Below are 14149 nucleotides of genomic sequence, written 5' to 3'. Positions count from 1 at the left end.
TGTCGCGGGTCAATCTTGCCACTGCCTGCCGTCGCACTTGCCGCTGCCTGCCAGGCGCTGAAACCGGCCGCCCCCTTCCCGCCTGGGCACCACCGAGGTCAGTCGGCCGTAGCGCCAAGCCGCGCACACAGAAAATCAATGAATACCCGAGTCTTGCGCGGTACATGCCGGCTGTTCGGGAATACCACGCTGACGGCCTGGCGAGGCAACGCATACGCCGGCAACAACCGTTGCAGGGCCCCGGTGGCAAGCTCTGCAGCCACCAGCCAGCCTGGCAGCACCGCCACACCCAGCGACGACAGGGCCATGGCGCGAATCGCTGTGGAGGAGTTGGACTCAAATGCCATCGGGCCGGTCACCGCGGCTTCGGCCCCCGACGCGTGCCGCAACAGCCATTGGGTAGGACGCTGGAGGTTGCTGTTGGCGACCCACGGCACGGCTTCCAGGTCCGCTGGACACTGCACAGGGTGGCGTGCCAGAAACGCCGGCGTGGCCACCAGCACGATGTCGAAGTCTGCCAGCTTGCGGCTCTTGAACCCCGAGTCGGCCAGGTTGCCCAGGCGCACCACCAGGTCCAGCTTCTCGGCCACCAGGTCATTGAGCGATGAGTTGACGTGGTAGCCCAGCGTCACCTCGGGGTACTGCGCGGCGAAGGCAGGCAGCAATGGCAGGATGAAACGCTCGCCGTACTCACTGGTGGTGCTGATGCGCAATTTGCCTGAAATGCGATTGCGCCGGTGCATGACGCTGTCGAAGGCTGTGCCGATGTCACTGACGATTTCCTTGAACTCGTCGTAGAACGCTTCGCCGTTCTCGGTCAGGGCCAGGGTCCGGGTGTTGCGGATCAGCAGGGCGACGCCCAGGGCTTCCTCCAGCGCCTTGACATGCAGGCTGGCCATGGCCTTGCTGATGCCCAGGTACTGGGCGGCCCGGGTGTACGAGTTGAAGTCCACCACCGCCAGGAACGTCTGGGCCCGATGGAGCTGCGTGTGCATGGCCGCGCGCTGCATTGTTCAATCCAGTCAAACAAATCATCCAGTATATCGGCGTCGACAGTACCGGTCGATGGCACCTATCCTGCGGCGCAGAGGGGATAGACCATGACCTACCGTTACCGCGTCGCCAGCGTGTTCCTCGTTGGTTTTTTCATCGACTGCATCAACATCTTCATGTCGGCGGTGGCGATGCCACGTATCGCCGCTGACCTGCACGTGGGTGACACCACTGTCGCCTGGGTCGCCAATGCGTACATCCTGGGGTTGACCCTGATCATCCCGATCAGTACCTGGCTGGCGGGGCGGTGGGGCGAACGCCGGGTACTCACTGCCTCCATGCTGGCCTTCAGCGTATGCGCAGGCCTGTGTGGGCAGGCCACGACGTTCGGCGCGCTGGTCACCTCGCGGTTCGTGCAGGGCATGGCCGGGGGGCTGTTGATTCCGGTAGGGCAGGCGTTGACCTTCAACCTGTTCCAGGGCGAACAGCGGGCACGCATCTCCGCGCTGATCATGGCCGTCGCCTTGCTCGCCCCCGCGCTCTCCCCCACCCTGGGCGGACTGATCGTGGATCACAGTTCATGGCGCTGGGTGTTTCGCGGCACCATTCCCTTTGCACTGGTAGCCGCCGTCCTGGCATGGCTGTGGATCAAGGAGGCGCCTGCCAAGGCCCAACCGCGCCCGGACCTGGCCGGCCTGCTGCTGGTCAGTGCCAGCCTGACCAGTGTGCTGCTGGGCATGTCATTGTATGGCGCCGGTTACAGCGCGTGGTTGGCGCTGTGCTGCCTGGCGGCTGGCGGGCTGTTCGCAGTGCTGTACACCCGGCATCAACGCCATGCACGCGACGCCATCATCGACCTGCGCTTGCTCGGAAGCCCGCGCCTGAGCCTGTCCATCCTGGTTTACCACGCCATTCCCGGCGTGTTCACCGGCGTCAACCTGCTGAATATCTTCTTCCTGCAGAACACACTGGGCTTCACCGCCCAGGCCACCGGGCTGTTCATGATCCTGTATGCCGGCGGTGCCTTCCTGGCCATTGTGCTGTGCGGCCGGTACTACAACCGCGTCGGCGCCAAGCGGCTGTTCACCCTTGGCCTGTGCCTGCACAGCGTGGGCATCGCTACCCTGTTCCTGGTCAATGGCCCTTCAGACCTGAGGGTGCTGATGGCGGCCTACAGCCTGATGGGCGTGGGCGGCGGCATCGGTGCCAATACCGCGCAAACCACCGCGCTGCTGGATTTCCAGGGCACCGACACGCAGCACGCCAGTGTGATCTGGAACATCAACCGCCAAGTGGCCTTCAGCCTCGGGGCCGCCCTGCTGCTGATGGTGTTCAACCTGTTGCTCAGCCGTTTTTCCGCCACCCAGGCCTATCACGCCACGGCGCTGATCGCGGCGCTGGTGGGCCTGTTTCCACTCCTGCACATCGGCGCACTGAGCGCCCAAAAGGAACGTCATGCCCAGCCCCAACCTTGATCAGGCGCGCGAAAGCGTTCGCCAGGTGCACGAACAGATCCAGCACATCTTCACGACCCCGGGGCCGGCAGGCCACGCGACGATTGCCGCGCTGATGCCGGTGTTCGCAGACGACTTCAGCATGGTGACCACGGCAGGCAGGCTAGTGACTCGCGCCCAGGTAGAACAGCTGTTCAGCGGCGGGCAAGGCGCGCGGCCCGGGCTGGAGATCAGGGTCAGCGAGTTGCAGGGCGTCTGGCAGACTGGCGACAGCGTGGCCGTGCGCTACAAGGAAGTGCACCGGCTGGCCGGGGTGCAAACCGCACGCCTGGCACTGGCGATACTGACGGTCACCTCCGCAGGCGTGCGCTGGCAGGCCCTGCACGAGACGGCGATCGCCGCCAACCCATAATGCATTTATCTGATTTTAGATAACCACCAACATGCACTAAACATATAACCAAAAGCCCGTTTACAGGGCGTTTCCTGCCCGGCTACTGTCTATCGCGCCCGTCGATCCGGTCGGCCCAGCGTGCCACCGGATGACACAACGATCCATTGCCCTGCAGGACGCCCATGACCCTTCCCTCTTCTTCCGACGCGGCTTACCTGACCGTGGAAAAACCCGCCCTGCTCCCCGGCCGCAAGGTCCGTGGCGACTGGCGCCCACCCGGTTTTGTCATACGCTGCATCAGCCCCCTGGCCATTCTGCTGTTCTGGCAACTGTCCTCCCAACTGGGCTGGCTGCCCTCCCGAGTCATCGCCGCACCCTCGCAGATCGGCGGCACCCTGTGGGCGATGATCGTTTCAGGCGAGCTGGCGACCAACTTGGTGGTGTCCCTGCAACGCGCGGTGCTGAGCCTGAGTATCGGCATCATCATCGGCGTGGTCGCCGCGCTGATCAGCGGGCTGTCCAGGCGTGGCGAACTGGTGCTCGACTCCCCTCTGCAAATGCTGCGTACCATTCCGTCCCTGGCCCTGGTGCCGTTGTTCATCCTGTGGTTCGGCATCGGCGAGTTCACCAAGATCGCCCTGATCGTGCTGGGCACCACCTTCCCGGTGTACCTGAACCTGTTCGCCGGCATTCGCGGCATCGACCCGAAACTGATCGAGGCGGCCAATACCCTGGGGCTGAGCCGTGCCGAACTGATCTGGCATGTGGTGTTGCCCGGTGCGCTGCCTTCGTTCTTCGTTGGCCTGCGTTATGCGCTGGGCATCTCCTGGCTGGCCCTGGTGTTCGTGGAACAGATCAACACCACGGCCGGGATCGGCTTTCTGGCCAGTGATGCCCGTGACTTCATGCGTACCGACGTGATTGTCATCTGCCTGCTGATCTACAGCCTGTTGGGGCTGTTGATCGACGGTCTGATCCGCACCCTGGAACATTTCGCCCTGGCCTGGCGGCCTTCTTTCGTAAGGACCTGACAATGTCAACCCATGAATTGCATGGCGGCGCCAAGCCGTTGGCAGCCGTTCAACTGCACAAAGTGGTGCGCCAGTTCGGCAACCAGCGGGTCATCGATGACCTGGACCTGAACATCGCCCCAGGCGAGTTCGTCGCCCTGCTGGGCGCCAGCGGCTCGGGCAAGACCACGCTGCTGCGGATGCTCGCGGGGCTGGACAACATCGACAGCGGCCAATTGCGGGTGCCGACGGCACGTGCGGCGGTGTTTCAGGAGCCCCGGCTGATGCCGTGGAAACGGGCGTGGAAGAATGTGGTGCTGGGCCTGCGGGTGGAGAACGCCAAGGCCCGCGCGGTGGCAGCCTTGACCGAGGTGGGCCTGGCCCACCGCCTGGAGGCCTACCCCGCGACCCTGTCTGGCGGTGAAGCACAGCGGGTGGCGCTGGCCCGCGGCCTGGTACGCGAGCCCCGCCTTCTGTTGCTGGATGAACCTTTTGCCGCGCTGGATGCCCTGACGCGCATTCGCATGCATGAATTGATCATCGAATTGTGGCGCAAGCACAACCCCGCGGTACTGCTGGTAACCCACGACGTGGACGAGGCCATCTTGCTGGCTGACCGCGTGATTGTCCTGGCCCAGGGCCGCGTGGCGGAGCAGGTGCGCGTGGACCTGCCCCGGGCACGACACAGCGGGCAGCCGGGTTTTCAGCATCTGCGCGCACAGTTGCTTGGCTTGTTGGGGGTAGAAGTCGAGACAGGCGACGTGGAACAAAACCCACGCTATTCACACGGCTGAACAGGCCATGAACGGCGCCGCGGCCACCAGGCCGCGGCGCCGTCTCGTTGTGACGTCAGTAGCGGGCCACTTCTTGCCCGCAGAAGCTGTCCACCGGGTCGATGGCGGTGAAGCTCGAACGCCCCAGCAACTTGTCCACCAACGCCCGCTGCACCGGCTCGATGGCGCTATAGGCGTTGATGCTGGTCGGCGCCAGCGGCGCGTCGTAGAGGTAATACGGCTGGCCCAGGGAAATCAGCAGCGTGGGCACGTCCTGCCAATGACGCCGCAGGCTGCCCTTGAGGGAGCCGTGCAGGCGCTGCCAATCGAGGTAGATGTGCCCACGGGTGGCCACGGCCTCCTCGGCGATCACGTAGACCAGCAGGTCGGTGTCATAAGGCGTCGGCGGCTGTTGCGGATCGTAGGCGCGCACCTCGAACCCCTCTTCCTCCAGCAGCCCGGCCAGAATGATCGGCGGGCCCTTGCGCACCGGGTGGTGCTGCTCATACCCGGCGATCACGACGCGCCGATGGCGGTTGAGGTCCAGCGGCAACAAGCCAGGCACGTCCTTGACCAGGGTGATGCTGGCGCTGGCCGCCTGCGCCGCGATGGCCCGGCTGGCGGCGGTGCCGATGGTCGACCTGGCATCGGGTAACGAAGGCACTTGCTGCTCGGCGCTCTGCCGGTGCAGCCCCAGGTGCGCCTTGAGGCCTAGCACCCGGGTCACCGCCTCGTCCAGGCGCTGCTCGCTCAGGCGCCCTTCGCGCAGGCCCTTGAGCATGTAGTTGAAGTCGATGGCTGGGTCACCTTCGGTGAACAGGAACATGTCACAGCCGGACTCTATCACCGCAGGTACCAAGGCCTCGCGGCTCAGCCAACTGGTGAGGCCGGCCATGCCGGTGGCGTCGGACACGATCAGACCGTTGAAACCCAGGGTCTGCCTGAGCAGCCGCTGGTTCAACAGGCGCGACACCGATGCCGGCTCGAACGCTTCGCGGCCTGCGTCGGGGAAGTGCTCGCGAATGAAGCTGGGCAAAGCGATGTGTGCCGACATCACGCTGGTCACGCCTGCGTCGATCAGGGCGCTATACAACGTGCCGAAGGTGGCCTGCCACTGGGGCCAGCTCAGGGGGTTGATGGTGCCCACCAGATGCTGGTCGCGGTCATCGAAGCCCTCCCCTGGCCAGTGCTTCGCGGCCGTGGCGATGCCGGCCTCGCGGAACTGTTCGACGTTGATCAGCGCCTGCTTGAGCACCTTGGCCGGGTCACTGCCATAGGAACGGGTGCCGACGATAGCGCTGCGAAAGGTCGCATTGATGTCCAGCAAGGGGGTGAACGACCAATTGTAGCCCAGGGCCCGAGCTTCACGGGCCATGACATCGACCACCGCGCGCGACAGCGCCACGTCGTCAGCGGCTGCCAGGCCCAAGGGGTTGGGCAGCTCGGTGTTTATGCGGTAGCCAGCGCCACCGCCCTCGATGTCGCCGCTGAACAGTAGCGGCACCGGGCTGTTCTCCACCAGGAAACGGTTGGCCTGCCATACCTGTTCCAGGGTGCCGCTGGCCGGCCTGAACACGCCACCGGGAGCGAACCCCAGCACGGCGCGCTGGTCCTCGATGGCGTTGGTGCGCGATGCGAGGGTAAACAACTGCCCGATCTTTTCGTGCTGGCTGAGCGAGGCCAGGGTTTTATCGACCCAGGCCAAGGCCTCGCTGTCGAGATTGAACGGTGCTGACTTGAGGAAATGCGACATGGTGGCAAGGGTACTCACGTGAGGAAATCGAGGTCCCACAGCGGGCTGACATCAACCTGCCGGGGTATGGCGCCGACGTCGAACAATGTGTCGGCGACGGCCTGCTGGGACTGGATATCGGCGCGGGTCGGGGCCAGAATGCGCCCCAGGCTGCCGGTGTTGTCGAGCTGATCGAGGTAGGCTGCGGCATCGACACCGGTGAGCACTTCGCTTTGCCTGGCCCAGGCCTGTGGCTGGGCCTTGACCCAGTCCAGGGTACGCTGCAAGGCGTTGAGGTAGTCCTTGGCGCGGGCGCTTTGCTGGGGGTCGGCCCAGGCGGTGTTGGTCATGCCGAAGGGGTAATTGCCCGACAGGTAACCCTGTGCGTTGCGCAACACCCGCGCCTTGAGGCGGAACTTGGCCAACTGGATAAACACCCCATAGATGAACCAGGCGTCCAACTGGCCCGTCTGGAACGCCGAAAAGCCGTCTTGGGTGGACAGGTTGATCGCCGTTACGTCTTTCCAGGCCAGCCCCTGTTCACGCAACACGCGCAGCAGGAAATAGTGCGAGGTGGTCGCCCGCACGTAGCCGATGCGCTTGCCGCGCAGGTCGCCCAGGTTTTGAAGGGGCGAGCCGTCGGGCACCAGGATGACCTGGCTGTCAGGGTTGCCCTTCATCAGCGCCACCAGCTTGTAGGTGGTGTTGGATGGCAAGGCGAATACCGGCGGAATCTCACTCATGCCGGCCAGGTCCAATTGCTGGCTGGCCAGGGCTTCGGTGATGGGCGCACCGCCCACGTAGTACTCCACCGGGTAATCCAGCCTGACCCCCGCGAGGTCGAAGAAATAGGACAGGTCGCCCTTGTAGCGTCCTACCCGCAAAGGCTTGTCGGCGGCCCATGCGCTGCAGTCCGGCAGCACAAGGCTGCCGGCGGCCAACGCGCCCAGCGCCAGGGACGAACGCAGCAGATCACGACGATGCATACAGCCCTCCGGGTCTCAATAGTTGTAAGTCAACGTGGTGTAGTAATAAGCGCCATAGGCGTCGTAAGGGGTGTTGCTGCCCGTGGACGGGAATCCCGCGGCGTTGCTGGTCAGGTCGTAGCCCTTGTGGGCCGGGTAGACGTCAAACAGGTTCTGTGCGCCCACCGCCACCTTCAGGTCGTGGGTCAGGGACCACCCCAGTTCAAGGTCGGTGATCCATTGCGCACCGTACTTCACGTCGTAGTAATGGCTTTCGCTGCTGACGTCGGTGTGCGAGCCATAACGGGTCATGGCGGCGTGCACGGTGAAGGGGTCATAGGTGTAGTCGGCGCTCAGGATCAGCTTGGTCTTGGGGTAGGCCTTGGTGAAATAAGAGCGCGCGGTGCGGTCCAGCAGCGTGTTGCCGGACCCAGTCAGGGCCGCGGGGCTGTTCTTGACCTTGTCGATGCTGGTGTTGTTCCAGTTCAGCGCGGCCCCCCACTTCACCGAACCATAACGCTGCAGGTCCTGGGTGTAGTCATACACCGCGTCCAGGCCGCTGGTCGTGGTGTCCATGCCGTTGGTGGCGAAACGCACCCAGGTGTTGTCGGCATAACCGGCCGAGGACAGAATGCTGTTGACCACGCCATTGCCGCTGTCCTTGATGAACCCGGTCAGCACGATCCGGTCCTTGATCTTGATCTGGTAGGCATCCACCGCCAGGTTGGAGTTGTCGGTGGGTTGCCAGGTGAAGCCCAGGCTCAGGTTGGTGGACTTTTCCGGTTTCAGCGACGTGGCCCCCAGTTGCTTGGCCACGGCGGAGTCGGCGGCCACATCGGTGGACGTCACCAGTACGGTCTGGGCGTTGACCGTGTAGTTGGCGCTGGAGCTTTGCTGGTGGGCGATCTGCGACAGCGACGGTGCGCGAAAGCCATTGCTCAAGGTGCCGCGCAAGGCGAAGTTGTCACGCAGCGCGTAGCGCGCTGAGAACTTGCCGCTGGCACTGCGCCCCACGTCGCCTTCGTAGTCCTCCAGCCGCCCGGCGACGCCTACATACAGCTTGTCGGTGGGGTTGGTGCCCAGGTCGATGTAGCTGGCATAGCTGTTTCGGTCGATGTCGGCCGCCTCGCTGTCGGATACGTAGCTGGCAGCCTGCACGCCAGCCACGGCCGGCACGCCGCGAATCTGGTAGTCGCCTACCTGGGAGTCGGCGGCATCACCCGGCTGGGTCTTATAACGCTCGTAGCGATGCTCCAGGCCCCACGCCACCTGCAACGGGCTGTGCCAGCCCAGGTCCAGCGCGCGGCTGAAATCGAGGTTGTTGGTCCACTGGTCGAAGATGGAGTTGTAGAGGTGGAACTTGGTGGGGCTGCTATCCCCCAGTGAGGCATTGAGCGAATCCAGCTGGTCCTGCTCCACCTTGTCCCGGCCATAGCTGGTGCTCAGGTCCCAGTTCCATTCGTGGCTTACCCCTTTGACACCCCAGGTGGTCTGGAAGTCCGTCTCCCGGGAGCGGTAGAGGGGGGTATAACCGTTGGGGTAGATCGACAGCACGTTGTTGGCCGAGTTGCTGATGCCGTCGCTGGTGGCGTTGGGCCGGCGGAAGTTGGCGCCGATCCAGCCGTCGCGTTGGCTCACCGTGGAAAATGAATACAGGGTCAGGTCGTCGGCCAATGGCAGTTCGGCGTTGTAGCTGGCATTGATCTGCTTGATCTTCGGCAGGCCGCCGCCGAACACGTGCCGGCCCACCGTGGCGTCGCGGCTGTCGGGGGCCGCGCCATTGAGGCCGTAGAACGCACCGGTGGCACCCTCGGCGGTGCTGGCGCTCTTGTTGGAACGGCCATCGAGGGCCAGGTTGAAAAAGCCGTCGTTGGGCAGCGCGAACCCTTGGTCCAGGCTTTGGTACAACTGCTGGCCGTCACCGGCGGAGCGACGCCCGTATTTGCTCACGGTCTGGCCGCCATGATCGTTCTGCTTGAGGATGATGTTGATCACCCCGGCAATGGCGTCCGAGCCGTACTGCGCCGAGGCGCCATCGCGCAGCACCTCGATATGGTCGATGGCGCTGAGCGGAATCAGGTCCAGGTCGATGGCGTTGGCCAGTGTCGATTCCCGCGATGCGTTGACCAGGGAGCTGGCGTGGCGGCGCTTGCCGTTGACAAGTACCAGGGTCTGGGACGGCGACAGGCCACGCAGGGTCGCCGGCCGGGCGATGCTATCCTGCGAATAGCTTGAGGCGCTCTGCACGTTGAACGACGGTACCAGGTGCTTGATGGCATCGCGCAGCGACGTGGCGCCAGTCTGGATCAATTGGTCCTGGCTGATGACATCGATAGGCGATGGGCTGCTGGCCACCGTGCGGGGTTGCTGACTGCGGTTGCCCGTCACCACAACGGCTTGCAGGGTAGAGCCACTGCCTTGGCTGGTGCTGGCCGATGCCTGTGCGCTGGCACTGATGTACAGCCCGTTCTGGCTGTGGCCAAACTGCAGGCCACTGCCACGTAGCGCTTGCTCAAGGGCCTCGTCGAGGCTGCGCCTACCCTTGATGGCGGGGCCGTTGCGGCCTTGCAACAGGGCCGGGTCGAAGGCGATGGGCTGGCCGCTCTGCCGGGACAGAGTCAGCACTACGTCGCTCAGGGTTCCGGGGCTGACATCGAAGGCGGTTTCGGTTCTTTCCTCGGCCGCCATAACCGAACTGACCACCACGGCGGGCACGGTGTTGGCCAGCAGAAGGGCCAGGGTGGAGGAGGATATTCGTAGCGCGGTTCTAGGCATCGGGGCGGCACTTCCAGGGGGATTTCCGGTAATGAGCAACGGCCGGAAAAAAACTGCAGAAAGTGCTTGGAACGAATTCACCTGAGCTTATGCCGGTTCATGCAGCGCATCGATGTTCAGCCAGTAGTCGGTGTGACGCGTCACCCGAATGGGCAGGCTCAGCGCCAACAGCGACAAGGTGGTGTCGGTGTCGTCCAGCACAAACACACCGCTGACCTTCAACCGCGCGGCAGCCGGTGATACCCGCACGATACCCCGTCGGTAGGCCCGCAGCGCATCCACCACGGTGGCCAGCGGTTCGTTATCTATATCCAGCTGGCCGTTCAACCAGGCCAGGCGGTTGCCGCGGGTGGGGCCCAGCGCCACGGTGCCCTGGTTGTTGAAAACAGCGCTCTGCCCGGCCTTGATGGTCAACGCACGGCCATCCCGGGCCTGCAAGAGCACACTGGCCTGCAACACATCCAGCCGGGCGCCCTGCTCGTCCTGGCTGATGACCAGGCTGGCCTGCTGGCTGAGTACCTGGCCGTAGTGGCTGGCGATGACCAGCGGCCCGCGAGGGTCGGCCTGGCACTGAAGGTATGCTTGGCCATGACCTATCACCAGGCGGCGCTGCCGCGCATTCATATCGGGGTCGACCTGGCTGCAGGCATTGAGTGTCAGCCGGCTTGCGTCCCCCAGGGTGAAGGTCGCGCGCTGCCCGGTGCCGGTACTCAGGCCAACGTCCAGCCAGCCGGGGCGCAGGCGCGGTTCGAACTGTGCCAGGCCCGCCAAGACCATGCCCAGCGTCGCCAGCCCTCCCAGTACCCGGCGCCGGCTGGTGGAAGGCACGTTCAGCAGTTGGACCAATTGCTCCTGCGGCTGATCGAGCAACGGCTGGGCCCGCAGGCTGCCGACCTGCCCGGCCATCTTCTCGAACACCTCACGGTGCCGCGGGTCGGCCCGCTGCCACTGCGCCAGGGCCTCGCGTTCCTGGTCGTGGCAGTCGTGGGCATGCAGGCGCGCCAGCCAGTGGGCGGCTTCATCGATGGTGCGCTGCAGGTCGGCGTCGATCATTCCAGGGTCGCCAGAAAACACAGTTTGAAGGCTTCGGTCATGTACTGCTGAACGCGGCTCAGGGACAACCCCAGGTGCTCGGCGATCTGTGGGTAGGACATGCCGCCGAACTGGCTATGCACGAACGCCGCCTTGCCCTGGCCGGGCAACGTGTCGAGCACGCGGTCCAGGGTCACCAGGGTGTCGATCAGCACGGCGCGCTCTTCGGGGGACGGGTGGGTGGCCACCGGGCATTGGCTCAACGACAGCAGGTAGGCCCGCTCCAGATCACGCCGGCGCCAGCTTTCGAACATCAGGCGCTTGGCGATGGTGGTCAGCAAGGCACGCGGCTCGCGCACCGCCGTCACGTCGGGTAGCTTCAGCACGCGCACGAAAGTATCGCCGGCAATGTCTTCGGCATCGAAGCGGCAGCCTGTAGAACGCTGGAGGCGACCGCACAGCCACCGGTAATTGTCCTTGAAGATCAGGCTGACGGGATCATCAGCAACCAATGCAGCTTTCATGACACACGCTCAGCTGAGTAAAGACGAGCGGCGAGTATCAGTTCACTAATATTAAATATGAAGTAACATAAAATTATTTGATTATTCTTTTAGGCGCAATCAGCCATCCTGCACCCGCGCACCTGGCCGCCTCCTCAAAGGCCACTACCCGGCCACGGCAGACCTGGGCGACAATGAGGCAAAGAACCGCCAGGACAGAACATGAGCGAGTTACCTCACGCCGGCGCCGGCCACAATGAAACGATGCGCCGAAAAATCCGTGCAGCCGTGGTTGCCAGAAACCTGACCAGCGCCGCGAACAACACCAAATGGAACGAGCTGATCGACCACTTTCGCGCACGCGATCGGTGGACACCCTCTTACCGCTACCGATCCGTGTCCGGCTATGTGTCACATTGGGACGTTGAGTGGTTCGGCCACCTGCCGTATCCATTCGCCTGCGTGGAATGGTTTGATATCGGCCTGTACGAAGCCGCGCCGTTGAAAGGAATACTGTTGCCGCGTGAGTTCATCGATCACACGGACGAGATCGTCAGTGCCGTCGCCAGCATCGGGCTCGAGTTCGAAGTACGCGGCGACGTGTTGAGGATATGGGGCTACCTGCCCAAATCCCATGACCACTTTCCCCTGCCTGAACCGGCCAGATGACTATCGCGCGAGGGTGTTGAGCACTGCCGCTACAATGGCCTCCGGGCAATCCTCCTGGACCAGATGCCCTGCCTCCTCGATCAGCGTGCAGCCCTTGCCGCCAATGCGCCGCGCCAGCTCCTCGCCCTTGTCAGGGGGGATCCACTGGTCATGGCGCCCCCATAGCACCGTCACCGGGCAATCGAGCGGGCCATACTGCCCTTCGATTTCGTCGGTGAAGGCCTGGTCCATCTGGGCGATCTGGCGGTAGAACGCCGCTTGGCCAACCGGCCCCACCCAGGGGGCGCTATAGATCTCCAGGGCCTGCGGCGATAACGGCTGATGCGCCGAGGTTTGCAGGTAGGCGTTCAACAGCGCGCGGTGCATGTAATCGGGCAACCCGGTAAATGCCTGTTCGTGCTGGCGCACGTGTTGAACGAAGGGCGAGCCCCAAGGGGCAAGCGCGACCGCGTCGAACAAGGTCAGCGAGGCATAGCGCAGCCCATTCAAGTAATAGCCCCGCAGCGCCGTGGCGCCGCCAAAGTCGTGGGCCAGCACATCCGGGCGGTCCAGGCCCCATACCTGGAACAGGGCGTGCAACACCCTGTTCTGCACCCCCAGCGACACGTCCTGCCCGGCACGCTGTTCGGATTGCCCGTAACCGACCAGGTCGAAATAATAGACCGTTCGCTGGTCCGCGAGGTGCGGCACGATTTTTCGCCACACCTGGGAGGAAAAAGGCGTGCCATGGATGGCGACCAACGCTGGGCCGCGGCCAGTCATTCCCCAGCGCACGGCGTTGCCTTCGATGATCGCGGTGTTTGGCAGATCGAGCATGGTGGTGTCCTGTTTATCACCGCAGCAAATGCGCTGACTACCGTACCGATGACCTGCGGCGGTGGTGTGCTTGAGTGCGTAGTGATTCTGGCACCTGGTCAGCGCTTGTCCAGCAACCGCGCCAACGTGAACGTCGCCGCCACAGCCAGCACCACCGCGGCCGCGATGGCCAGCCCAGCGCCCCATCTGGCCATGGAAAATTCCAGCGTCAGGTAGAAGCCCACCACGCCAACACCACCCAGGGCGTTGCCCCTGACGATCTTGCCCATTTCCTGGCTGCCGCCCTGAACATGGGCGAACACCGTCAGTGGCCAGGCAATGACCGGGATCGGCGCCAGCATGCCGCTGGCAACCGGCCCAAGCCACTGGGCGCTGGCCGTGATGGCCAGCAGCAACAGGGTCGCGGTGAGCATGCGCATCGGGATGACCCAGCGCGGCACCGGCACCAGTCGGGCCGCAGGTGCCTGGGCCTGTTTCGACGTCAGGACGATGATCGAGCCAATGAGCAACACCGCCACGAGGACGGAGCCGGGCAGCCCGCCTTCATGGCTCATCAGCCAGGCAGTGGTTCCATACACCGGCAACGCGGCGATACAGCCCACGAGCACGCCGGCACGTTGCGCCGCGATGAAGTAGAACAGGTAGGCCGCCTGGACCGCGGCAACCCCTGCCAGCGCCCCCGGCACGGCCACCAGCGCGAAGTCTGTCCCTTGCTCAAGGCTGAGAAACAGCATCACCAGTGCGGAAGTCACCGGCAACCCGGAAAGAAGCCCCGCCAGGCGAGTACCCCACCGCTGGCCGGCCAGGGAAATGGCGAGCATGAGCGCAGGTGTGAAGAGCAGCTTGAGGTAGAAGACAGTCATCGATGGATAGGGCTGATCAATAATTTTGGCGGCCCCCATGCTAATGGATGCGGGGCCGCCACAGGCGTTTTTTATCACCGTGCAAGGCTGCGCGGCGCCTGTGACGTGGCCAGGTCCACTGCAGGTCCGCGTTTGCCTTGCCACCATGAAGATCAGGCCACTTGCTTGCA

The 14149-nt window shown here is 64.1% G+C and carries 13 protein-coding genes; 5 read left to right on the top strand and 8 right to left on the bottom strand.

Features of this window, described 5'->3' with window-relative positions; all coding sequences use genetic code 11:
- Window positions 1-98: 98 nt before the first annotated feature.
- Entirely contained in the window at window positions 99-995 is an 897-nt protein-coding gene (locus tag QBK88_RS14755) for a LysR family transcriptional regulator (protein WP_277962566.1), read from the bottom strand.
- Between the two features lie 105 nt (window positions 996-1100).
- Here QBK88_RS14755 and QBK88_RS14750 point away from each other — a divergent pair, with 105 nt between their 5' ends.
- The 4 genes from QBK88_RS14750 (at window position 1101) to QBK88_RS14735 (ending at window position 4645) form a co-directional block, all read left to right on the top strand.
- Window positions 1101-2468, top strand: a complete 1368-nt coding sequence (locus tag QBK88_RS14750; RefSeq protein ID WP_277962565.1) for an MFS transporter — start codon at window positions 1101-1103, stop codon at window positions 2466-2468.
- Complete coding sequence (locus tag QBK88_RS14745) at window positions 2449-2859, top strand: DUF4440 domain-containing protein (RefSeq protein ID WP_268143030.1); 411 nt, start codon at window positions 2449-2451, stop codon at window positions 2857-2859. The genes QBK88_RS14750 and QBK88_RS14745 overlap by 20 nt, the downstream gene beginning before the upstream one ends.
- A 164-nt stretch (window positions 2860-3023) precedes the next feature.
- On the top strand, window positions 3024-3872 hold the full coding sequence (locus QBK88_RS14740; protein WP_277962564.1) for an ABC transporter permease subunit: 849 nt from the start codon (window positions 3024-3026) through the stop codon (window positions 3870-3872).
- 2 nt (window positions 3873-3874) lie between these two features.
- The gene (locus tag QBK88_RS14735; RefSeq protein ID WP_277962563.1) at window positions 3875-4645 is read left to right on the top strand and encodes an ABC transporter ATP-binding protein; all 771 of its coding nucleotides are present in this window, start codon (window positions 3875-3877) and stop codon (window positions 4643-4645) included.
- A gap of 55 nt (window positions 4646-4700) precedes the next feature.
- On the opposite strand, the gene QBK88_RS14730 is transcribed toward QBK88_RS14735, so the two are convergent.
- The 5 genes from QBK88_RS14730 to QBK88_RS14710 all read right to left on the bottom strand — a co-directional run bounded on the left by QBK88_RS14730 (window position 4701) and on the right by QBK88_RS14710 (window position 11652).
- The gene (locus QBK88_RS14730) at window positions 4701-6395 is read right to left on the bottom strand and encodes a glycoside hydrolase family 3 N-terminal domain-containing protein (RefSeq protein WP_277962562.1); all 1695 of its coding nucleotides are present in this window, start codon (window positions 6393-6395) and stop codon (window positions 4701-4703) included.
- Entirely contained in the window at window positions 6392-7342 is a 951-nt protein-coding gene (locus QBK88_RS14725) for an ABC transporter substrate-binding protein (protein WP_268143034.1), read from the bottom strand. Before QBK88_RS14725 ends, QBK88_RS14730 begins: the two co-directional genes overlap by 4 nt.
- Before the next feature lie 15 nt (window positions 7343-7357).
- Window positions 7358-10096, bottom strand: coding sequence for a TonB-dependent receptor (locus QBK88_RS14720; protein WP_268143035.1), 2739 nt, complete (start codon window positions 10094-10096; stop codon window positions 7358-7360).
- Window positions 10097-10183: 87 nt separating this feature from the next.
- Entirely contained in the window at window positions 10184-11149 is a 966-nt protein-coding gene (locus QBK88_RS14715; RefSeq protein WP_277962561.1) for a FecR domain-containing protein, read from the bottom strand.
- Window positions 11146-11652, bottom strand: a complete 507-nt coding sequence (locus QBK88_RS14710; RefSeq protein ID WP_268143037.1) for a sigma-70 family RNA polymerase sigma factor — start codon at window positions 11650-11652, stop codon at window positions 11146-11148. The genes QBK88_RS14715 and QBK88_RS14710 overlap by 4 nt, the downstream gene beginning before the upstream one ends.
- A gap of 201 nt (window positions 11653-11853) precedes the next feature.
- On the opposite strand from QBK88_RS14710, the gene QBK88_RS14705 reads away from it, so the two are divergent.
- Entirely contained in the window at window positions 11854-12300 is a 447-nt protein-coding gene (locus QBK88_RS14705) for a DUF6678 family protein (protein WP_277962560.1), read from the top strand.
- On the opposite strand, the gene QBK88_RS14700 is transcribed toward QBK88_RS14705, so the two are convergent.
- Window positions 12301-13116, bottom strand: a complete 816-nt coding sequence (locus QBK88_RS14700) for an alpha/beta fold hydrolase (RefSeq protein WP_277962559.1) — start codon at window positions 13114-13116, stop codon at window positions 12301-12303.
- A gap of 98 nt (window positions 13117-13214) precedes the next feature.
- Complete coding sequence (locus tag QBK88_RS14695) at window positions 13215-13979, bottom strand: hypothetical protein (protein ID WP_277962558.1); 765 nt, start codon at window positions 13977-13979, stop codon at window positions 13215-13217.
- Window positions 13980-14149 lie beyond the last annotated feature (170 nt).

The sequence above is a fragment of the Pseudomonas sp. RIT-To-2 genome, from assembly GCF_029623465.1.
GTDB classification, from domain to species: domain Bacteria; phylum Pseudomonadota; class Gammaproteobacteria; order Pseudomonadales; family Pseudomonadaceae; genus Aquipseudomonas; species Aquipseudomonas silvicola.
This window is presented reverse-complemented; position numbering and strand designations above follow the sequence as displayed.

What these genes read in the sequence shown, in the direction of transcription:
- QBK88_RS14725 (WP_268143034.1), bottom strand. Translation starts at nt 7,342, where the DNA reads ATGCATCGTCGTGATCTGCTGCGTTCGTCCCTGGCGCTGGGCGCGTTG.
- QBK88_RS14695 (WP_277962558.1), bottom strand. Translation starts at nt 13,979, where the DNA reads ATGACTGTCTTCTACCTCAAGCTGCTCTTCACACCTGCGCTCATGCTC.
- QBK88_RS14750 (WP_277962565.1), top strand. Translation starts at nt 1,101, where the DNA reads ATGACCTACCGTTACCGCGTCGCCAGCGTGTTCCTCGTTGGTTTTTTC.
- QBK88_RS14735 (WP_277962563.1), top strand. Translation starts at nt 3,875, where the DNA reads ATGTCAACCCATGAATTGCATGGCGGCGCCAAGCCGTTGGCAGCCGTT.
- QBK88_RS14755 (WP_277962566.1), bottom strand. Translation starts at nt 995, where the DNA reads ATGCACACGCAGCTCCATCGGGCCCAGACGTTCCTGGCGGTGGTGGAC.
- QBK88_RS14705 (WP_277962560.1), top strand. Translation starts at nt 11,854, where the DNA reads ATGAGCGAGTTACCTCACGCCGGCGCCGGCCACAATGAAACGATGCGC.
- QBK88_RS14740 (WP_277962564.1), top strand. Translation starts at nt 3,024, where the DNA reads ATGACCCTTCCCTCTTCTTCCGACGCGGCTTACCTGACCGTGGAAAAA.
- QBK88_RS14720 (WP_268143035.1), bottom strand. Translation starts at nt 10,096, where the DNA reads ATGCCTAGAACCGCGCTACGAATATCCTCCTCCACCCTGGCCCTTCTG.
- QBK88_RS14700 (WP_277962559.1), bottom strand. Translation starts at nt 13,116, where the DNA reads ATGCTCGATCTGCCAAACACCGCGATCATCGAAGGCAACGCCGTGCGC.
- QBK88_RS14710 (WP_268143037.1), bottom strand. Translation starts at nt 11,652, where the DNA reads ATGAAAGCTGCATTGGTTGCTGATGATCCCGTCAGCCTGATCTTCAAG.
- QBK88_RS14715 (WP_277962561.1), bottom strand. Translation starts at nt 11,149, where the DNA reads ATGATCGACGCCGACCTGCAGCGCACCATCGATGAAGCCGCCCACTGG.
- QBK88_RS14745 (WP_268143030.1), top strand. Translation starts at nt 2,449, where the DNA reads ATGCCCAGCCCCAACCTTGATCAGGCGCGCGAAAGCGTTCGCCAGGTG.